The sequence below is a fragment of the Herbaspirillum sp. 1173 genome, assembly GCF_031455335.1.
In the GTDB taxonomy this organism is placed as follows: domain Bacteria; phylum Pseudomonadota; class Gammaproteobacteria; order Burkholderiales; family Burkholderiaceae_D; genus Herbaspirillum; species Herbaspirillum huttiense.
In genome coordinates this window covers 635,557-656,613 of sequence record NZ_JAVDSP010000002.1, presented here as the reverse complement: position 1 = coordinate 656,613, position 21,057 = coordinate 635,557, and the positions used below count along the sequence as shown (strand labels likewise).

The 21,057-nt window shown below is 63.6% G+C and carries 16 protein-coding genes; 2 read left to right on the top strand and 14 right to left on the bottom strand.

The window, feature by feature from the left end; translation table 11 throughout:
* Positions 1-15: 15 nt before the first annotated feature.
* Genes J2X56_RS11000 through J2X56_RS10990 form a run of 3 tightly spaced genes read right to left on the bottom strand, consistent with a single transcriptional unit; the run spans position 16 to position 4,409 of the window.
* Entirely contained in the window at positions 16-1,362 is a 1,347-nt protein-coding gene (locus J2X56_RS11000; RefSeq protein WP_121043620.1) for an HD domain-containing phosphohydrolase, read from the bottom strand.
* A complete protein-coding gene (locus J2X56_RS10995) occupies positions 1,359-2,723 on the bottom strand; it encodes an ATP-binding protein (protein WP_199725104.1) in 1,365 nt (454 codons plus the stop codon). Before J2X56_RS10995 ends, J2X56_RS11000 begins: the two co-directional genes overlap by 4 nt.
* A gap of 54 nt (positions 2,724-2,777) precedes the next feature.
* A complete protein-coding gene (locus J2X56_RS10990; protein WP_121043618.1) occupies positions 2,778-4,409 on the bottom strand; it encodes a PAS domain-containing methyl-accepting chemotaxis protein in 1,632 nt (543 codons plus the stop codon).
* A 360-nt stretch (positions 4,410-4,769) separates the two neighbouring features.
* On the opposite strand from J2X56_RS10990, the gene J2X56_RS10985 reads away from it, so the two are divergent.
* Positions 4,770-6,398: an EAL domain-containing protein gene (locus J2X56_RS10985; RefSeq protein ID WP_121043981.1), complete on the top strand. Its 1,629-nt coding sequence runs from the start codon at positions 4,770-4,772 to the stop codon at positions 6,396-6,398.
* Between the two features lie 50 nt (positions 6,399-6,448).
* Here the strand turns inward: J2X56_RS10985 and J2X56_RS10980 are convergent, their stop codons facing one another.
* The 11 genes from J2X56_RS10980 to J2X56_RS10930 form a co-directional block, all read right to left on the bottom strand.
* Positions 6,449-6,895 carry a bacteriohemerythrin gene (locus J2X56_RS10980; RefSeq protein ID WP_121043615.1) on the bottom strand — a complete coding sequence of 149 codons (447 nt, stop codon included), beginning with the start codon at positions 6,893-6,895 and terminating at the stop codon, positions 6,449-6,451.
* A 294-nt stretch (positions 6,896-7,189) separates the two neighbouring features.
* Complete coding sequence (locus tag J2X56_RS10975) at positions 7,190-8,152, bottom strand: chemotaxis protein (protein ID WP_121043612.1); 963 nt, start codon at positions 8,150-8,152, stop codon at positions 7,190-7,192.
* Between the two features lie 15 nt (positions 8,153-8,167).
* Positions 8,168-9,922: a methyl-accepting chemotaxis protein gene (locus J2X56_RS10970; protein WP_121043610.1), complete on the bottom strand. Its 1,755-nt coding sequence runs from the start codon at positions 9,920-9,922 to the stop codon at positions 8,168-8,170.
* A gap of 154 nt (positions 9,923-10,076) precedes the next feature.
* Entirely contained in the window at positions 10,077-12,377 is a 2,301-nt protein-coding gene (locus J2X56_RS10965) for an ATP-binding protein (protein WP_310160206.1), read from the bottom strand.
* Positions 12,378-12,412: 35 nt separating this feature from the next.
* Positions 12,413-12,808 carry an Hpt domain-containing protein gene (locus J2X56_RS10960; protein ID WP_134223207.1) on the bottom strand — a complete coding sequence of 132 codons (396 nt, stop codon included), beginning with the start codon at positions 12,806-12,808 and terminating at the stop codon, positions 12,413-12,415.
* A 15-nt stretch (positions 12,809-12,823) separates the two neighbouring features.
* Entirely contained in the window at positions 12,824-14,491 is a 1,668-nt protein-coding gene (locus J2X56_RS10955; RefSeq protein ID WP_199725103.1) for an ATP-binding protein, read from the bottom strand.
* A gap of 29 nt (positions 14,492-14,520) precedes the next feature.
* Positions 14,521-15,162: a response regulator gene (locus J2X56_RS10950; RefSeq protein WP_134136643.1), complete on the bottom strand. Its 642-nt coding sequence runs from the start codon at positions 15,160-15,162 to the stop codon at positions 14,521-14,523.
* 225 nt (positions 15,163-15,387) lie between these two features.
* Positions 15,388-16,962, bottom strand: a complete 1,575-nt coding sequence (locus tag J2X56_RS10945) for a cryptochrome/photolyase family protein (protein ID WP_310160201.1) — start codon at positions 16,960-16,962, stop codon at positions 15,388-15,390.
* Positions 16,963-16,983: 21 nt separating this feature from the next.
* A complete protein-coding gene (locus J2X56_RS10940; protein WP_227022741.1) occupies positions 16,984-18,237 on the bottom strand; it encodes an MFS transporter in 1,254 nt (417 codons plus the stop codon).
* Positions 18,234-18,830 (bottom strand): chalcone isomerase family protein, encoded by a 597-nt coding sequence (locus J2X56_RS10935; RefSeq protein ID WP_134136646.1) that lies wholly within the window; start codon positions 18,828-18,830, stop codon positions 18,234-18,236. Before J2X56_RS10935 ends, J2X56_RS10940 begins: the two co-directional genes overlap by 4 nt.
* 280 nt (positions 18,831-19,110) lie before the next feature.
* Complete coding sequence (locus J2X56_RS10930; RefSeq protein ID WP_310160194.1) at positions 19,111-20,028, bottom strand: LysR substrate-binding domain-containing protein; 918 nt, start codon at positions 20,026-20,028, stop codon at positions 19,111-19,113.
* 159 nt (positions 20,029-20,187) lie between these two features.
* Here J2X56_RS10930 and J2X56_RS10925 point away from each other — a divergent pair, with 159 nt between their 5' ends.
* Positions 20,188-21,054 (top strand): intradiol ring-cleavage dioxygenase, encoded by an 867-nt coding sequence (locus J2X56_RS10925; RefSeq protein WP_121043593.1) that lies wholly within the window; start codon positions 20,188-20,190, stop codon positions 21,052-21,054.
* Positions 21,055-21,057: the final 3 nt, after the last annotated feature.

Here is a 21,057-nt window from a genome sequence, read left to right as displayed (position 1 = left end):
GGTTCGGGTTATCGCTCAATGCAACAGGATCCTGGCCTTCAGCGGCATCTCATCGATCTGCTCGAAGCGCCGCAAGCGTGCCAGGATGGCTTCGTCCAGCACGTGTTCCTTGTTCAGCAGCAGCACGCCGGACTTGGTGCGCAGGTCCTCGGCCAGCTTCATGCCGACCCTCAGCTCGGCCGGGGACAGCAGGCGGGTCTGCTGTTCCAGCGCCATGCGCTGCTCTTCCATCATTGCGATGAAGGTGTTGACCACCACCGGGTCATAGCGATGGCCGGCATGCGTGCGCAGCATGGACAGCGCTTTCTCGGGACTCACGTTGTGGCTGGTGATGCCGCCATTGCACAGACCTTCGAAGTCGCGCACCACGGCCAGGATGCGCGAGCCCAGCGGGATGGCGTCGCCTGACAGGCTTTCCGGCACGCCCCGGCCGTCATAGCGCTCATGCTGGTGGCGGATGATCTCGCCGGTCTCGGCCAGGGTCGGGATGGGTGTCAGCAGCATCTGGCCCTTGACCGGATGCCACAGGAACCGCTGCAATTCATCGCTGCTCATCTTTTCGATGGGCCTCTTCACCAGTTCATCGGACAAGTCCAGCTTGCCGATGCCGTGCAGCATGCCGGCCATCATCATCTCCTTGGCGTGATGGCTGTTCATGCCCATGCGCAGCCCCAGCTGTTCGCACCAGCGTGCGATGCGGGCGGACTGGCCGTTGGCCAGGCCGGCGCGCAGTTCGCTGATGTCGGAGAACACGTGCAGCATGGAGAGGAAGGCTTTCTGTTCCTCTTCCTGGGCGTTCTCCAGGAACAGGACGGTCTGGCGCAATTCTTCCGTACGCGCCTGCACCTGGCGTTCCAGCTGGCGGTTGAAATCGGCCAGTTGCAGGTTCTGTTCGCGCACCTTGCGTTCCAGCGCCATCTTCTGCTTGCGCAACTGCTGTTCCTCCAGCGCGTGGGTCACGACCATGAGCAGCTCGCGGTCTTCCCAAGGTTTGGACAGGTAATGGTGGATGCCGCCATCGTTGATGGCCGAGATGGTGCTGCCGATCTCGGAATATCCGGTCAGCAGGATGCGCATGGTGGCCGGCCATTGCTGCTTGACCTGGGCCAGGAACTGGGCCCCGTTCATGCCGGGCATGCGCATGTCGGAAATGACCAGGTCGACATCGGCGCTGGCCAGGATGTCGAGCCCGGCTTCGGCGCTGGTGGCCGTCAGCAGGCGATAGCCCTGGGGCCGGAAGGTACGTTTCAGGGCCGACAGGATGCTCTGTTCATCATCGACCAGCAGCACGCAGGGCGGCGGCAGGGCGAACGGGTCGGCTTGTTGCAGGGTCTGGAGTTCCTGGCTGTGGATGGCGGTCATGATGCGTCTCCTGGTTCGCCCGAGGCCTTGCTCGGCGGCTGGGCGCTGGCGGGATCGATGGGCAATTCGATCCGGAAGGTGGTGCCTTTGCCCGGTGCACTGCTGACATGAATATCGCCGCCATGCTTCTTGATGATGCCGTAGGACAGCGACAGTCCAAGCCCGGTCCCGCTACCGACCGGCTTGGTGGTGAAGAAAGGTTCGAAGATGCGGTTGATGTGTTCCGGCGCGATGCCGTGCCCGGTATCGCTGATGCAGACGGCCACGCGCTGGCCGCAGCGTTCGGTGCGGATGGTCACGCTGCCGCGCTCCTGGATGGCCTGGGCGGCATTGACCAGCAGGTTCATGAAGACCTGGTTCAGTTCCGAGGCCAGGCACTTGATCATGGGCAGCTCGCCGTATTGCTTGATGATGGTGACCTTGTATTTCAGCTCGTTGTTGGCGATGTTGAGCGTGCTGTCCAGGCCGCGATGCAGGTCGGCCATCTGCCAGTTGCTCTCGCCGGTGCGCGAGAAATCCTTCAGCGACTGCACGATGTTCTTGACGCGTTGCAGGCCCTCGTTGGATTCGGCCAGCAGCTCGGTCACGTCTTCGCTGAGGAATTGCAGGTCGGCGCGCTCCTCGAAGGCCTGCACCTCCGACTGCGCCACGCTGGAGGGCAGGCTGCCGCTGGTGACGCACTGGTACAGCTTGATGCCTTCGAGCAGCGTGGCCACGTAGTTGCCCAGGGTGTTGAGGTTGGCGTTGACGAAGCCGATCGGATTGTTGATCTCGTGCGCCACCCCGGCGGCCAGCTGGCCGATGGAGGCCAGCTTCTCGGACTGCATCAGCTGGGCCTGGGCCATCTTGAGCTGTTCGATCAGGGCGCGCTGTTCCTCGGCCTGGCGCTGCAGGGTGTCTTCCATCTGCTTGCGGCCGGTGATGTCGGTCATCAGGCCGATGACTTCCAGCGGCGTGCCCTCGGCATCGCGGATCAAGCGCAGGGTGTCGTGCATCCACAGGTAGCTGCCGTCGTGGGTGCGGAAACGGTATTCGTAGATCTTCTGGTCTTCCACGAACAGCATGGCCAGGCTGGAGAAGATTGCGGCGGTGTCGTCTGGATGGATGTGGTTGAACCAGAAGTTGGGATCGTCCAGCATCTCCCAGGGCTCGTAGCCCAGCACGCGGGAGGCGTTTTCGCTCACGAACGTGAGCTGGAAATCGCCCGAGGGCACGCTGCTGTAGATGATGGCGGGGGTGTTGCCGATGATGTGGCGATACCGTGCATTGGCCTTGACCAGCGCCCGGGTGTCGGGCGCGTCATCGGCATGGGTGCGTTGGCTGGCGCACTCGTTGGCCATCAATGCTTCGCTGTGTCCCATGTTCGCCTCCTCAGCGATGGCTCCGGATCAGGGGCTGGAGCCGCGCCCTCCAGGTCAGGCAGCGCGGGGCAGGGCCACACGCTTGTTTTCGTGCGTGGGCGAGGCCACGGCCGTGGCTGCCATGCCGTCCAGGTTGAACACGCTGATGGCCTGGATCATCTGCTGCGTCGACTCCTCCAGGCTGCCGGCGGCGGCCGCTGCTTCTTCCACCAGCGCCGCGTTGCGCTGGGTCACTTCATCCATCAGGACCACGGCTTCGTTGACCTGCTGGATACCGGTCTGCTGTTCGCCCGAGGCGGCGGTGATCTCGGCCACGGCGGTGGCGGCCTGCGTGACTGCGCGCATGATGCCGCCCATGGTGTCGCGCATGTCGCCGGCCAGCTTCACACCGGTACCGACCCGCTGTGAGGATTCGTCGATGAGCTGTTTGATTTCCTTGGTGGCCTGGGCCGAGCGTTGTGCCAGGTTGCGCACTTCACCGGCGACCACTGCAAAGCCGCGTCCCTGTTCGCCGGCGCGCGCTGCTTCCACGGCGGCATTCAAGGCCAGGATATTGGTCTGGAAGGCGATACCGTCGATCAGTCCGGTGATCTGCTTGATCTGCTCGGCACTCTTGTGGATGGCATCCATGGTGTCGTTGATGTGACGGATGGACGCTTCGCCATCGCGCGTGGTGGTCAGCGCTTCTTCCACCAGGCGGTTGGCCTGACGGGCGTTCTCGCTGTTCTGGGTCACGGTGGAGGCCAGCTCTTCCATGCTGGCAGCGGTTTCTTCGAGGCTGCTCGCTTGTGATTCGGTACGCGAGGACAGGTCCATGTTGCCGCGTGCGATCTCGCCGGTGGCCTGGGCAATGTGCATGCCGCTGCGGCGCACGTCGCCTACCGATGCCACCAGATTGACCCGCATCTGCTCCATGGCCTGCAGCAGGGAACCCATTTCATCGCGGCGCGCCTGCAGGTCGGCGGCCGACAGATCGCCGCCCGCGACCCGGCGCGCCTGCGCCACGGCACGCCGCAAGGGGTTGAAGATGCGCGTAGCCAGGGTCATGCGCAGGAGCGCCAGGCTGCCCAGGGCGACGCCGGTAGCGGCCAGGGTCGGCAGGCTGCTGGCGTGTTCGGCACACTGCCCGTTGAGGAAGGCCAGCGCACAGATGCCGGCGGCCGCAGTGCCCAGGCCCAGATCCAGCCGTGTCTTCAGCGATACCTGCGAGACCTGGCGCAACTTGCCGCGCAGGCCGGTCGGCACCACTTCTCCGCGATGCACGGCGATGCGGGCGCTTTCCTTCTTGAGTTCCTTGTAGGCCTGCTCGGCGGCGGTGATCTCGGCGCGCGTGGGCTTGGTGCGTACCGACATGTAGCCGGTGCATTTGCCGCGTTCCCAGATCGGCGTGACGTTGGCCTTGACCCAGTAGAAGTCGCCATTCTTGCAGCGGTTCTTGACCAGTCCGGTCCAGGGCAGGCCGGCCTTGAGCGTGCTCCACAGGTCGGCGAAGGCCAGCTCCGGCATGTCGGGATGGCGCACGATGTTCTGCGGGGCACCAATCAGCTCTTCTTCCGTGAAGCCGCTGATGTGGATGAAGGTCGGGTTGACGTAGGTGATGCGGCCTTTGATATCGGTCTTGGAGACGATCGAGGCATGGGCATCGATCTCGCGTTCTTGTTGAGTGACGGGCAGGTTGAGACGCATGATCGATTCCCGAAAAATTGATTGATGGAATCATTAAAACACAAATTCATTGAAATTGCTAAAAAAATGATTCTTTAAGGGAATAACCGGTAAATTCGTTGTTGCGGCCCCACTGTGTTATCAAGGCGAAAACGCTTTTTCAATGCGCTTGAAATATCTCATTAGTCATTGATTTATAAGGATAATATTAGTTTATTCAGGCGTGGTTTACGGACTTTTCCCAAGCCATGCAAAGACGATTCACTCATTTGTAAAATGATTAAATTGATTTAATCGCTTAATCGCGATCTAATGATGAGCATCAGACAGAAATTCCGGGGCAAACGGGCCGCGAAGCAAGCGGCAGCACAAGGGGGCGATGTGAACAACAAGAACAAGGTGGTGGTCCTGACCGTCATTGCCACCATCGTGGCGGCCACGGTGCCGGTGATCGGCATGCTGTGGCTGTCGCGCCAGGCGGTGGTCCAGTCCGAGCACGAGCGCCTGACGCGCTATGCCGAGTCGGTCGTGGATCGCGCCGAGGCCACTTTCCAGAATACCCAGCGGGCGCTGAAGTCGATGTCGCCGCTGCTGCTGTTTCCCTGCTCGGATGAGCACATCGCGCAGATGCGCCTGATCGCCGTCAGTTCCGGTGCCATCGAGGAAATGGGCTACTACGAATACGGCCAGCTCAAGTGCACCTCCTGGGATCGCCGCGCGCAGGCGCTGCGCCGTCCGCAGCCGGAGGCGGTGTTCACCACGGCGGACGGCGTCGGCGTGGCGCTGGAACAGGCTTCCTACATCAGCGATGGGCCCAGCATGATGTCCATCCAGTACGGTGCCCATGCGGCGCTGGTGCATCGCGAACGCTTTGTCGACGTGGTGCTGGAAGATGGCGTGCATGTGGTGCTGGCGCGCAACGGTTTCGGGCTGGTCGCGCAGTACGGCATGCCCATCGCCAGCGGCATGGCCGGTCGCGCCTTGCGCGGCGTGGGCAACCAGGATTTCGATGGGTTCTTTGTCTCCACCGTCAGCCGCGACGGCTGGACCGCCGCCGCCATCATTGACGGCCAGCATGTGGTGGAGACCATGACCGGCGAGCAGCGCTGGTTCCTGCCGGTGGGCGTGCTGCTCGCGCTGGGACTGGTGATGCTGGTGCTGCGGATATCGCAGGCGCGCCTGTCGCCGCTGGCGGATTTGCAGCTGGCGGTGCGCAAGAAGGAGTTCATTGTCTACTACCAGCCCATCATCGAGCTGGCCAGCGGCCGCTGCATCGGTGCCGAGGCGCTGATCCGTTGGCGACGGCCGGATGGCAGCATCGTGCGGCCCGACCTGTTCGTGCCGCTGGCCGAGGAGAGCGGACTGATCCTGCCCATGACCGATCAGGTCATCGCGGCCGTGGTGCAAGAACTGGGCGATACCCTGCGCGCCGACCGGGCCCTGCACGTGGCGGTCAACGTCGCTGCCCACGATATCAAGACCGGCCGCATCATCGACGTGGTCAGCCAGACGCTTGCCGGAACCGACATCCGCACCGAGCAGTTGTGGATGGAAGCCACCGAACGCGGCTGCATGGACATTGCCTCGGCCCGCGTGACGCTGGCACGCGCGCGCGAACTGGGGCATTCGATGGCGCTCGATGACTTCGGGACCGGCTATTCCAACCTGCAATACCTGCAGGGCCTGCCCATGGACGCGCTTAAGATCGACAAGTCCTTCGTCAGCACCATCGGCACGGGCGCAGCCACCAGCGCCGTGATCGATCACATCATCGCCATGGCCAAGAGCCTGAATCTGTTCATCGTCGCCGAAGGCGTGGAAACCCTGGAGCAGGCCGCCTATCTGGGCCAGCACGGGGTCGACTTCGCCCAGGGCTGGCTGTTCGCCAAGCCCTTGCCGGCAAACGAGTTCATTGATTTCTACCGGGCCACGCTGGCCGATTACGGTACCGGGCCGGAGAGCATTCGCAGCGACCGCACGGACCTTGCGTCCACCCCCTTGAATGCCTGAGCGCCACAGGCTGAATTTTCCGGCCTGATCCGTGCCGGGCCGTGCTCAGTTCAGCATGGCCCTGCTGCAGTGGCACGCACGCGCAAGGCCAGCGCCAGTGCCTGATCCATTCCCGCCATATGGCGTACCAGCATGGCCGGGATCATGCCCATGACGATATCGGCCAGCGGCGCGTTGCCATCGTCCAGATAAGGCCGCAGCCGGTGCAGCAGCGCCAGCAGTTCCGCATGGTCGCGGCGATGGGCACGCAGATCGCTGTAGCCCATCTCATCCATCATCTTTTCTTCTTCCCGGAATCCTGCCTCGATCTGCGCCACCAGGGCTGCATAAGCGCTGGCAAAACCGGCTGGCGGCACGATCGCCAGCGCGGCCACGCTCTCCAGTACCTCACGGTGCTCGGCATCCATCTCCGCCAGCAGGGCCGGAATGCGCTGGGCCAGTCCGTTGCTGTCGGCAGACGGGGCGAGGGAAACGACACGATCGGCAGTGGGAATCATGGCCAGCCTCCTGATACAGGGCGCGACCGTACGCGGGTCGGGGCGGAGACATCCGCATCGCCGGCAGGGCGCGGGCGTGCCGGAGGGATGTTCACTGCCGATTCTAGGAGCCTGGCCTCGAAATAATTTGAGATAGCTCAAGCCAGCCCGGATTGGCGGGGTGCTGCACCGCGGCCATATGAAGAAAAGCCCCACGGCACCGTGGGGGTGGCGTGGGGCCGGTCTTGCCGGCCGACGGGGTGTCGGCCGTGCGCTTGTAAAAAGCGCCGTTCCTGGCTCTGCAAGTAGGTGCCGTCAGGGGGGCAGCACCTTGCGCAGCATTGCTGCCAGTTCAGGCGGGGAAAACTTGGCGACATAACCATTGGCGCCCACCGAACGCACATGGTCTTCGTTGGCGGCACCGGTCAGTGAAGAATGGATCACCACCGGCAATTGTTTGTAGAGGTCCGAGGCCTTGATCTTGCGGGTCAGGGTGAAGCCATCCATCTCCGGCATTTCGAGGTCGGTCAGCACCATGGCGACCTTGTCGGTGAGCGGCTTGTGTTCCTGTTCCGCTTCGCGGGCCAGCTCCTGCAGTTTCTTCCAGGCTTGCAGGCCGTCGGTGGTCATCACGTAGGGCAGCTTGAGATCGGTCAGGCACTGCTCGATGAGGGCGCGTGCCATGCGTGAATCGTCGGCGGCCAGTACGACCGATCCGGGCTTGATCTTCAACTCGTTGCTGCCCGGCGTCGGCGGCTGCATCTGTTCCTTGACCGGCGAGACCATGTTGAGGATCTGTTCCACGTCCAGCACCTGCACCAGGCGGCCACCATCCTGGGCCGAGTCGAGGCGGGCGATGCTGGTGACCACGTTGCCGGAGGCATTGGAGTCGGCCGGCAGGACCTGGCTCCAGTCCAGGCGCACGATCTCTTCCACCGATTCCACCGCGAAAGCCTGGGTGTGCCGGGCGAACTCGGTGATGAGCAGGATGTTCAGTCCATGGCCCGGCTTGCAGCCGGCCACTGCCGGCAGGTCCACCACCGACATCACCTGGCCGCGGATGTTGACCATGCCCAGCATCGGGGAGCGCATGCCGGCGGCGGCGGTGATGTCCATCATCGGGACGATCTCGCGGATCTTGAAGACGTTGATGCCATACAGCTCGCCCGGCTTGTCGGTGGTCCCTTCCGGGTTGCCGAGGCGGAACAGCAGCAGTTCGAACTTGTTGCTGGAGGTCAGGTTGGTGCGTTCGTCGATTTCTTTTTGAAAGGCGTCCATGTCGTCCTCGGGTCTTCAGAATTGTTCCCAGTCGCCGTTGTCGGCGCTGTCGTGTTGGCTTTTGGCCGGTGTGACCGGGCGTGTCGCCGGTGCAGTCTGGCCCAGGCTTCTGGCACGCGGTGCGGCCACTGCCGGACGGGCCGGAGTGATGTTGCGCGCCGCGGCGGCGGCCATCGCCGGCTTGGCAGGCTTGGCATGCACCGTGGCCGGAACGTCGCTGGCATCAAGGCGGAACACACCCACCGTCTGGCTCAGGCGCGCTGCCTGTTCCTGCAGCGCCTTGGCGGCGGCGGCAGCCTGTTCCACCAGGGCGGCGTTCTGCTGGGTGTTTTCATCCATCTGCACCACCGCATTGTTGATCTGCTCGATGCCCTGGCTCTGCTCGGCCCCGGCGGCGGTGATCTCGGCCACGATGTCGGAGACGCGCTTGACGCTGGCCACCACCTCGTTCATGGTCTGGCCGGCTTCGCCGACCAGCTTGGTGCCGGTATCGACCTTCGCCACCGAATCGTCGATCAGGGCCTTGATTTCATGGGCGGCCGAAGCGCTGCGCTGGGCCAGCGACCGCACTTCCGAGGCGACCACCGCGAAGCCGCGTCCCTGCTCCCCGGCACGGGCCGCTTCCACGGCGGCGTTCAGGGCCAGGATGTTGGTCTGGAAGGCGATCCCGTCGATGACGCCGATGATGTCGGCGATTCTGCGCGACGATTCATTGATGGCATCCATGGTGTGAACAACCTTGCCCACTACTTGGCCTCCGGCTTCGGCCACCTCCGAGGCAGAGACCGCCAATTGGTTGGCCTGGCGGGCATTGTCGGAGTTCTGGCGCACGGTGGAAGTCAGTTCTTCCATTGCCGACGCGGTTTCTTCGAGGGCACCGGCCTGTTGTTCGGTTCGGGAGGACAAGTCCATGTTGCCGGTGGCGATTTCGGCCGAGGCGGTGCTGATGGTGTCGGTGCCGGTGCGGACTTCCTGCACGATGTTGAGCAGGTTGTCGTTCATCTGTTTCAGGGCGGCCATCAACTGGGCGGTTTCGTCGCGGCCGCCGTCGGCGGGGATGCGGGCGGTGAGGTCGCCTTCGGCCACCTGGCGGGCAATCGAAACGGCCTGGGTCAGCGGACGCGAGACCAGACGGGCAATCCACCAGGACAAGGTCAGGGCCAGCACCACGCAGGCGGCGATCAGTACGAAGATGGCCATGCGCGCTTGCTCGTACACCTTGCCCGCTGCCAGTTCGGAGGCCGCAGCGCCTTTGGCGTTGACCTCGGTCAGTTCATTGATCATGTCCTGCAGCTTGCGATAGACGGGCGTGGAGTCGGCAGTGAGAACGGTATAGGCTGCCTGCTTCTGGCCATCAATGAACAGCTTTTCCATGCGCTCGTGGGCGGCCTTGTAGGCGGCGATGTTGCGCCCGATTTCGGGTTGCAGCTCCTTTTCGCGCGGGTCCGAGACCAGAGTGGCATAGCGCGCCATTTCCTTTTCGAGGAGCGCCATCTGCTTGTTGCCGCGTTCGCGCGCCGCCTGTTCTTCCTTCTTGTCGTCGGTCAGCACCTGCTGCATGTCGAAGCTGCGCGAACGAGCCAGCGCCAGGCTGATCTTGGACAGGCTGTCGATGCTGGGCAACCAGTCACGCGCCAGTTCGGCAGAACTCTTGTTGACTTGCTCAAGCTGGATCAGCGAGAAGCCCCCCAGGCCCACAATGAACACCAACACCACCAGGAAACCGGCGTTGAGCTTGTGGGCGATCTTCAGATCGTAGAACCATTTCATGATGACACTCCTGATCAATGCGCTGTATTTGGAATAGTGATGTGCGCTCAGGAACCATCATAGGACGGCCAAACAAATAAATCAAATAAAACAATTTAAGCAGTTGTTTTATTTCCTTAAGGATTTTCCTGAATCCTGAGGAAATTTGGCGTTTTCATGCTTTCTGCAGCCACTTTTCGACGGCATTCATCAGCCCGACCTGGGTGAAGGGTTTGCTGAGGTAGTCGTCCATGCCGGCGTCGAGGCAACGCTGGCGGTCGCCTTCGATGGCGCTGGCGGTCAGGGCGATGATGGGCGTGCGCGGGCGGCCGTTGGCCTGTTCAAAGGCGCGGATTTCGGCGGTGGCCTGGTAGCCGTCCATGATGGGCATCATGCAATCCATCAGCACCAGGTCATAGCTGGCACTGCGGAGGGCATCCAGGGCCATCTGGCCGTTTTCCACCTCTTTCAGGATGCAGCCGCGGCGCGCCAGCAGGATGCGCAGTAACTGGCGGTTGATTTCGGTATCTTCGGCCACGAGGATGCGCGCCCCGGTAAGGGGCGAAGCTGCACCTGCAGGCGCAGGCGCAGGCGGCGGCGTCAGCGCCGACAGCGGGGGCAGCTGCGCGGGAGGCGCTGGCGGGAAGGAGGCGGCGCTGGCGGGGGCTTCCGGGGCAAGTGAAGCCTTATTCTTCATTACCGTCTCCGGGGCCGCGTCCGGGCGGGCTGCAGCCACCCCTTCCGGGCAGAGGATGTCGAAACTGAATTTGGTGGACTGGCCCGGCACGCTCTGGCAGGCGATCTTGCCGCCCATCAGTTCCACCAGATTCTTGCTGATGGCCAGGCCCAGCCCGGTGCCGCCGAAGCGGCGCGAAATCGAGGTGTCGGCCTGGGTGAAGGGCTGGAACAGCTGGGCCAGCGCTTCCGGGGCAATGCCGATGCCGCTGTCGGCGATGGCGAAGAAGAGCCGCCAGCGCTCCGGACTTTCCTCTTCACGTTGCGCCGACATGCTCAGCCGCACATAGCCGGCCTGAGTGAATTTGATGGCATTGCTCAGCAGGTTGCCCAGCACCTGCTTCAGGCGCGAGGGGTCGCCGACCAGGCAGAGCGCATCGTCGCAATCGATGCGCACATCCAGCTGCACGTCCTTGTTGTGGATCGAGGGCCGGTACAGTTCGGCCACCTCACGCACCAGCCGCGCCGGGTGGAAGGCCACGCCCTCCAGATCGAGCTTGCCGGATTCGATCTTGGAAAAATCGAGGATATCGTTGATGATGCGCACCAGTCCGCCGGTGGCGTTGTGGATGCTGTCGGCATAGTGCTGCTGTTTGCTCGACAGGCCCGACTCCATCAGCAGTTCGGACAAGCCCAGGATGCCGTTCATCGGGGTGCGGATTTCATGGCTGACCATGGCCAGGAAACGCGATTTGGCCTCGTTGGCATGGTCCGCTTCTTCCTTCAGTTCCAGGGCCAGCTGCGCATCCTGTTCGCGCCGCCGGACTTGGCGCAGGGCCACGCCGAAGCCGCCGATGAGGCCGACCAGGCTGATGGCAGCCACCAGCATCAAGGGATACATCGATTCCAGCCATTCGCTGAAATAGACCTTGTCGGTCACACCGATTTCCAGATACATCGGCGCATTGCGCACCGGCCGGTGGATGCCCAGCCAATGGGCTTGCATGAAGTAATAGGGTTGCTTGGCGTCGGTGCCCGGAGGGCGCGGCAGGTGCAGGTCGGCCAGCGGCTTGATGTCGCGCCGCACGGTGGTGTCGTGCACCAGGGCGGTGGCGATCAGGGGTTTCTCGTCCCCGCGCGCCAGCAAGATGGAGAAAGGCTTGTCCTTGGTCACGGCATTGAAGAAATCTTCAAAGAACGAGCAGGGCAGCGCCACCACCACGATGGCCAGCATGCGGCCCTGGCGATCATTGATGCGGCGGGTGAGATAGAAGGTCGGCACCCCGGCCGCGCGCGAATTGACCGTTTCGCTCAGGAAATCCTCGGTCGAGGCATTCTGGCTGTGATGAAAGAAGTAGTCGCGGTCGGTGAGGTCCAGCGGTGGCGGCGGAAATACGCGGGACAGGCTGATGATGCGGCCCTGCGCATTGCTGATGCCGATGCCCGAGATGAAGGGCAGGCCGCGGATCTTTTCGCGCATGGTCCGGGAGTACTCGGGCGTGCTGACATGTTCGCGCAGCTGGGCGTCATCGCTGACGTTGGCGGCTTCGATATCGGACTGGATGCTATCCAGTACCAGCCGGGCCGAGGAGATGGTCTGGGCGGTGCTTTCGGCCAGCACCGTGGACAGCGTGGCCAGGTCGTTGCGCCAGTCGTTGAGGCTGGCGCGGTACAGCAGGCTGCCGGAAATGAAGACGGTCGCCGCCAGCAGCCCCAACAGCAGGGCACCGAGCGTGACGGCGGATTTGCGGATGCGCGGCGGTGCGGGCGGCGAGCCGGGAGCGGGCGTGGATGGCGTCATGGGCAGGGCGGGCAGGGAAGATGCGCCCGTGCAGGTCAGGACTGGGGGAGGGAACGCGCGCAGCGCCCGATTTCATCCAGCACCAGCGCGAAGCTGGCCTGCAATTGCGCCAGTTCTTCCGGACGCGGCGTCTGGCCGTTGCGGGCGGCCTGTTCGGTCTGCTGCAGCAGCATCGTCAGTACCTGAGCCTGAAACATGGCACTCATGCCTTTGAGGCTATGGCTTTCGTGCCGGCTGCGCTCGGCATTGCCATCCCGGGCGGCCTGTTCCAGCCGGGCAAAGATGGCCGGCGCGCTGTCGGCGAAGGTGCGCGCCAGTGAGGCGACGGTGCCGGTGTCCCCGCCCACCGCTTCCAGCAGTTGGCTCGGGTCGATGTGGTGATAATCGGTCAGTGACTGGCCCAGTTGCACGGTAATCCCCTCTGTTCTCATGGCTTGGCGGCCGATTTACTTCGGCTCTTGCAGCGGCAATGTGAAGCTGAACGTCGATCCTTGATGTTGTTTGGACTGTAACATGAGTTGGCCCCCCATGAGCGTCACCAGCCGTTGCGCGATGGTCAGCCCGAGGCCCGCGCCGTCCTTGGCGCGGCGCTCACTGTCATCGGCCTGGGTGAACTTCTCGAAGATGGTATCGAGTTGCCCGGCGGGAATGCCGATGCCGGTGTCCTTGATGCGGATCGCCAGCTGGTCGCTGCTGCGGTCAACTTCGACCAGCACGCGCCCGGTGTCGGTATAGCGCACGGCATTGCCGATCAGGTTTTCCAGCACGCGCAGAACCTTGCGCTGGTCGCATACGATGATCTGCGGGACGTCGTCGCTGATACGGCATTCCAGCTGCAGGCCCTTGGTCTGGGCCGCCTGATAATGGCGGGCGATGGCCTGGCTGACCAGTTCGCGGATGTTCTCCGGTTCCCGATGCACGGCCACGCGGCGGTCTTCCAGGGCGGTCACTTCGAGGATGGACTCGACCAGTTCCAGCAGGCGGTTGCCGCTGTCATGGATGGCGGTGGCGTATTGCGCCAGCGGCGACTCGCCCAGTTCCTCACGCAGCGCATCCGAATAGCCCAGCACGCCGTTGAGCGGGGTACGGAATTCATGCGACATGTTGGACAGGAAGCGCGACTTGGCGTGGCTGGCCTGCATGGCTTCCTGGCGGCTCCGGACCAGCGAGCCGGCCATCCAGATCAGTGCGGTATTGAAGATCAGCACGGCCAGCGTGATCAGCGACGCCTGCGTCAGGGTCCGGTTGCGCTCACGGTAATAAGGGGCCAGACGCTCCTCGATATCCATGCCGACAGAGGCATAGAGCGGATAGTCGCGCAGCTTGTGGAAGGCATAGATGCGCTCGCGGCCATCGATGCGGCTGGCCGCTTCGATCACGCCGCTGCCCTGCGCCAGCATGGCGTTGTAGACCTTGCCGCCGCTGACCTGCTCGCCCATGGCATCGAGGTCGCCGGTGCGGCGCACGCGCGCCACGCCGTCGGTGCCGACGAGAGTGATGACACCATGGCGGCCCACATCAATCTGGTGGTAGAGGCTGGTGAAATACTGGGGATCAATGGAGACCACGATCACGCCGCCAAAGCCGCCGTCAGGACGGTTGATGCGGCGGGTCAGCTGCAGCGACCATTTCTTGGAGACGCGCCCGAGCACCGGCTTGCTGATGAACAGCTTGTCTTCGCCACCCTGCATGTGCACCTGTACGTGCTCGCGGTCGGCCAGGTTGAGCGGAGTGAAGGGCTTGCTGGAGAGCACCACGTCACCCTTGGCATCGACGATGGTGAAGAGGTTGTAGACATTGCGGGCCACCAGGCCGTTGGAGATCTCGGTAGCCAGGTCCAGCGACTGGCCGCGCTCTGCATAGCGATAGCGCAGATAGAGCGCGGCCTGGTCGGCGGCCTCGATGGTGCGGTAGGCATGTTCGAGGAACAGCCGCGACAGCGACTGGGCATCGCGGCGGGCATCCTGCAGATGGTTCTCGCGGCTGGCGTTGAGTTCCTTGAACGCCCCCAGCCAGAGACCGCAGATCAGCAACAGCGAAAACAGGCCCAGGGCCAGGCGCAGGTCGATGCGCGCGAACCGGAGGGGGAGAGGGGGGTGTTTCCGGTCATCCATGGCACTGCTGGCCTTTCCTGGTTGATCCCTTAGCGGGTCTCGCGCTCCCTGCGGGCACAGCAGGCCCGCATGTAACCGCGCAATTCATCAAAATTGACCGGTTTGGGGAAGAACACCACCCCGGCCGGAATACCGCCGCGCATGGCCATCTCTTCCGCATCCAGGCTGCTGACGATGGCAATGCTCACATCCTGCAGCTCCGGATCGTGGAGGATGGTCTTGACCACTTCGTAGCCATCCATGCCTTCCATCACGATATCGGCCAGCACCACGTCGGGTTTGCTGCGCGCGATCTCCAGCAGCGCCTTGTAACCGTTGTCGCAATACACCAGATCCAGCGGCAAGCCCCAAGAGCCGAGGGCACCGGCATACAGCTCGCGCTGCAGGCGGTTGTCCTCGATCACCAGCACGGCGGTGCGGCCGTTGCCGGGACGCGCTGCCGGACTGCTGCGTCCGTGCTCGGCCGTCTCGCCGGACGACGAGGAGCCCGGCGTGGACTTGTAGGCATGCACCGCCGCCAGCGGAATGCGGCGGTGCCCGCCCTTGGTCTTCCAGGCCTCAATGATGCCGGCCTCCACCAACTGCTGGACGGAGGACACCGAGATGCCCAGGATGTGCGCCGCTTCCTGCGTGGTGCACACCTCGGAGCTGGTTGTCTTTGCGGTTTTCATAAATTCATTATCGGTATTTTACACAAATAAATCAAATTCATTAGATAGAATTTGAATTCGGTATAATCGTTTTTCGACGAAAAGCAACAGTGCTGCCCATGGGCAAGCCTTTGACGGCCCATTATGCAGAGAATTTCGTGAGTTCGTCAGATTTTGTGTATTTTGCCTGCGTTTACCGCAGCCGGCAGCAATTATCGCGCGCTGGGAGCGCCTGCCGCTGCGGTTTCAGAGGGTATCGAGCTGGCTGCGCAGGTCGGCCGCGCGTTGTTGCAGGGCCTGGACCTCGTCGGGCTGCATTTTTTTGATCTGCTGATAGGCCATGCCCATGCGCGGGTTGTTGCCGAAGGTGGATTGATGGCGCAGGAAGAAATCCCAGTACAGGGCATTGAAGGGGCAGGCGTCGGCGCCGGTTTTCTGCTTGGGATCGTAGGCGCAGCCCTGGCAATAATCGCTCATGCGGCCGATGTAGGCGGCGCTGCTGACATACGGTTTGGTGGCGATGATGCCGCCATCGGCCCACTGGCTCATGCCGAGGGTGTTGGGCAGTTCCACCCACTCGAAGGCATCGATGTAGATGCCCAGGTACCAATGGTGCAGTTCCTTGGGATCGAGCCCGGCCAGCAGGGCGAAATTGCCGATCACCATCAGGCGCTGGATGTGATGCGCATGGGCCGTCTCCAGCGACTGGCCGATGGCGTGGCGCAGGCAGTTCATGCGGGTTTGTCCGGTCCAGAACCAGGCTGGTAGCGGCAGGCGGTGCGCCAGTGCGTTGCGCTCGTCATAGCCGGGCATCTGCGACCAGTAGATGCCACGCACATATTCACGCCAGCCGATGATCTGGCGAATGAAACCTTCCACCGCCGCCAGCGGCGCTTTGCCCTCCCGCCAGGCCTCCTCGGCGCGGCGCACCACTTCCAGCGGATGCAGCATCTTCACATTGAGCGCGAAGGACAGCAGCGAGTGAAACAGGCGCCGGGCCTTGCTGCTCATAGCGTCTTCATAGTCGCCGAAGTGCGGCAGCACGGTGGTGATGAAGTGATCCAGGTGCTGCAGGGCTTCGGTACGGTCCAGCGGCCAGGGCAGCTGCGTGGCCTGGGGCTCGCCGAAGCTGCGCACACCTTGTGCCTGCAGCATCTCCCACAGGGCGCCATGGTCGTGCGGCTGGCGCCAATCCCGGGGCTCGGGCGGATTGCCGGGCCAGCGCTTGCGATTGTCGTGGTCGAAATTCCATTGGCCGCCTTCGGGCTTGCCGTCGGCATCGAGCAGCAGTTCGAAGCGGCGGCGCATCTGACGATAGAAATGCTCCATCAGCCATTGCTTGCGGCCTTCAAAGAGGCGCGGCAATTCATTGCGCGCAGTGAGGAAGTGTTCACTGTCGACCACGGCGGTCTGGCCCTGATGGGCCTGCGCCCAGGTGTCGCCCCATTGCTGCAGGGCCTGGTCGACGCGCCATTCATCCGGTGCCTGCCATTCAACGCGGCTGGCCTGGTAGTGCGCGGCCAGGGCATCGAGATTGTCCACCAGCGACTGGCGGTTGCTGGGATCATCCAGACGGACATAGCGCACCCGGTGTCCGGCCGCGCGCAACTGCTCGCCGAAGGCCCGCATGGCCGCGAAGATGGCCAGGATCTTTTGCGCGTGATGCAGCACGTAGTCGGTTTCGGAACGCACTTCCATGAGCAGATAGACCACCTCAGGATCGGCGTGGTCGAACCAGGAATGCTGCGCATTCAACTGGTCGCCCAGGATCAGGCGCAGGGTGGAGGCGGGAGTGGCGTGCGTGTCGGTCTTTTTCTTCATGATCTGCGAACGGAAAATCGCTCAGGCAGCGTGCTGACGGCCATAGCGCCCCAGCGCCACGAACGCCGCCAGTTTCAGCACGCAAGGCAGGGCCGCGTAGACCAGCGGCAGGCTGCTGCTGGGCCCTTGGCCGGGTTGGTAATCGAGCGCTGACAGCAGTGGCAGGGCGATGCCTGCCAGCGCCAGGGCCAGCTTGCCCAGCATGGTCAGGATGCCGAAGGCGGCACCCACCGAAGCGCGCTGCGTGACCACCCGCGCCAGCAGGACGGGGGGCAGCAGCAGGTCGGCACCCAGTGCTGCACCGGTGGCCAGGCACACCAGCAGAAACGCCCAGCGGTCGCCCGGCCCCAGCAGGACCGCACCGACAAAGCCGGCAATGGAGAGCAGCATGGCCTGACGCCAGCAGGCGATGGTGCCGAAGCGGCGTGCCAGCGCGCTCCACAGCGGCAGTCCCAATGCGGCGGCACCGAAGTAGGCTGCAAGAAAGCCGCCAGCCAGCGCACGTTCCTGCAATTGATCCTCGATGAAGAACAGCGCCAGCGTAGCCGGGATCGCGGCCGACAGGGCATTGAGCAGATAGGGCGGCAGCAGCGAACGAAACGCCCGGTTGGCCCACAGCCCGCGCAGCGATACGACCCAGCGCTCGCCCTGCGCCATCATCGGCGGAGCCGGCTGGCGCAGCAGCAACAGCAGCGCCACGCCCAGGACCGCGCCGAAGAACAGGCAGTACCAGGTGATGCGCTGATCGACGAGCGCCGGATCGGCGGCCAGGATGCCGACCGGCACCACACTGGCCAGGATCACGCCGGCCAGCCCCGCACCTTCACGCCAGGGGACGGCGCGCATGCCTTGTTCCGGCAGGCGCGAGCCCCACGACAGATAGGCGATGCTCAGCATGCTGTGCGCGCCATAGGCCAGCACCAGCATCGCCACCAGCCACACCATGGCCGCCTGCGGCGTGGAGGGTGGCTTCCAGAGACAGATGAAGGCAACTGCAAGCACCACCCCGGCAGCCGCCATCCAGCGCTTCTGGCGTTGCGCTGAGCGATCCAGCAAGTGACCAAACAGGGGATCCTGCAGCATGTCCAGCAGGCGCGCGGCGAACAGCACCCAACCCAGCGGTGCCAGGGCCACGCCGACATGGCTGGCGTAGTAAGCCGGGATCTGCACGAACAGCGGCAGCGCGGCCATTGCCAGCGGCGCGCCCAGCAGGCCGTAGGCGGCATTGCTCAGGCGCGCGGAGGGGGGCGTTGCGGGCTGCGGGGCTGTGCTCAAGGCGTTTCCCCGAGCAGGCGGCGGCGCAGGCTTTCATCGCGGCTGGGCTGGCCCAGCCAGATGTTGAAGAAAGAGCGGGCCAGTTCGGGATCGGCGATCTCGGCCAGCATCTTGTCGCGGTCATACAGGCGCATGCCGCGCTGGGGCAGGTAGACACCGACCAGCTCGTCGCCGTCGGCGACGTCGACGAAGGCGCGGTTCAGTTCGCTTTTCCAGCGCGCCAGCGTCGGCCCGGCGATGGGGGCCGGGCTCATGCGCTGGATCTCTTCAATGGAGGTGGAGGCCAGCTTGTCGCGGCTGATCTTGACCTTGTAGTCGAGTTGCAGGGCAAAGGGCTGGCTTTCATCCAGCGGCTTCTGCGCTGCCCACAGCGTGGCCTGATAGATGCGGAAACCCAGCCAGGTCATGGTGCCGCTGCCCACGGTCTGGATCTGCGCGGGCAAGGCTTCGCGCCAGGGTTGTGCAGCGTGTGCGGCGCGGCCGGGCCAGAGGGTCAACAGCGCCATCAGGAACAGCGCGCAGCAGGTCAGACGCAGGTGCTGCTGGCGCAGACCCTGTTGCAGATCAAGGGAGCGAACGGTGGCATCGGGCATCGGGGGTCTCCTCATGGGCAAGAAGCGGCATCACAGTCTTGTCAGCGAGCAATACAGTGCGCTGCATGCCGCCAATACAGTCGGCGGTGTTCTTCAGTACACGCTGAGAGCCTTGGCAATACAGTCTGCAAGGCGATCAGCAATACAGTGACGAGGTGTCAGCAACACCTCGGGCAACAAGATTACTACCAGTATAAGATAAAAGATACTGATCGGTATTTAATATTTACCAATCGGTATTGGCGGTGGGGTGTACGGAAAAAATCGTGCGCAGCGCTGCTCATCGTGTCCACTTGCGCTCATAGTCCATTTCCTCGAAATGCTGCAGCAGGAAGTCGACGAAGACGCGCACCCGGGCCGGCAGATGCTTGCGGCCCTGGTAGGCGATGTTGATGGTCAGGCGCGGCAGGTCCCATTCGTCCAGCACTGGCACCAGGCGGCCGGCGACGACGTCGTCATAGATGATGTAGTTGGGCTGGATCAGGATGCCCAGGCCTTCCAGTGCTGCCGCGCGGATGATCTGGCCATCGTTGGACTGCATCAGGGCAGTGATGTCGAGCTGCCGTTCGCGGCCATCGCGATGGGTGAAGTGCAGCAGGTTGGGATGGTTGGAGTGGCTGTACACTAGCAGGTCGTGCGCGGCCAGGTCATCGAGCGTGCGCGGCACGCCGCGAGCGGCGAGATAGCCGGGCGAAGCCGCCAGGATGCGGCGCGTGGCGCCCAGCCGGCGCACGGCGATATTGGAATCCGGCTCGAACTCGCGGGTGCGGATGGCGACATCGATGCCGCTGTCGAGCAGGTCGACGTAGCGGTTGGCCGCGACCACCTCCAGCGTGATGTCCGGATAGAGACGATGAAAGCGCGGCAGCAGCGGGCTGATGTGCTTCATGCAGAAGGACAGCGAGGAAGTCACCCGCAGCAGGCCGCCGGGGGCGACGCTGTTGGCATTGACCAGGGCTTCGGCTTCCTTCATCTGCGTGAGCGCCGCCTTGCAGTGGCGATAGAAGGCCTCGCCCGCCTGGCTCAGCCCCAGCCGGCGCGTGCTGCGTTCCACCAGGCGCGCGCCCAGGCGTTCTTCCAGCGCGGCCAGGCTGCGGCTTGCGGCGGCATTGGACATCCCCAGCGCCTCGGCGGCGCGCGAGAGGCTGCCCAGCTCGGCCACCTGCACGAAGAGTTCGAATTGATTCCAGCGGTCCATGGGACGGGCTTTCCGGGGAGGGGGAGCAGGCCGAAGTGGAAAACAGTTTTCCACTTTCGTCATATATCTGCGAAAAGATAAGACCTATATTACCGCTCAGCGGAAAAATCAGTCCAATCACAACACACACGCACAACACACAACAGCGACGAGGAGACCATGCTCAATCTCAATGAAGACACCATCACCCAGGCCGTGCTGGCGCGCCATGCCGGCATGCCCGATGAACGGCTGCGCCAGATCATGACCAGCCTGGTACAGCACCTGCACGCCTTTGCGCGCGAGGTACAGCTGACCGAGGAGGAATGGTTCGAGGGCATCCGCTTCCTCACCGAGACCGGGCAGCTGTGTTCCGACAAGCGCCAGGAATTCATCCTTCTGTCCGATACCCTGGGACTGTCGACGCTGGTGATGGCGCAGCAGAATCACAAGCCCGCCGGCTGCACCGAGGCGACCGTATTCGGTCCCTTCCACGTGGAGAATTCGCCGGTCTATCCGCTGGGTGCGGATATCTCCAACGGAGCCAAGGGCCAGCCCTGCTTCGTCAGCGGCAGCGTGCGCGGGCGCGATGGCCAGCCCGTCGCGCATGCCAGGATGGAAGTGTGGCAAGCCGATGAGGATGGTTTCTATGATGTCCAGTATCCCGACCTCGACCAGTTGCAGGCGCGCGGCACGCTGCATACCGATGCGCAGGGACGCTACCACTTCCGCAGCATCCTCGCCAATTCGTATCCGATCCCGCATGACGGACCGGTCGGCAAGATGCTGGAGACGCTGGGCCGTCATCCGTGGCGGCCGGCGCACCTGCATTTCCGCATCCAGGCCGAGGGATATGAGACGCTGATCACCCATGTCTTCCGCCGCGGGGACGCGTATCTGGAGTCCGATGCCGTCTTCGGCGTGCGCTCCACGCTCATCGCCGACTGGCCGCGCCATGAGGCCGGACGCGCGCCCGATGGCAGCACCTGTGAGCAACCGTTCTACACGCTGGACTATGATTTCATCCTCAATCCTCAGCGCACCTGATCC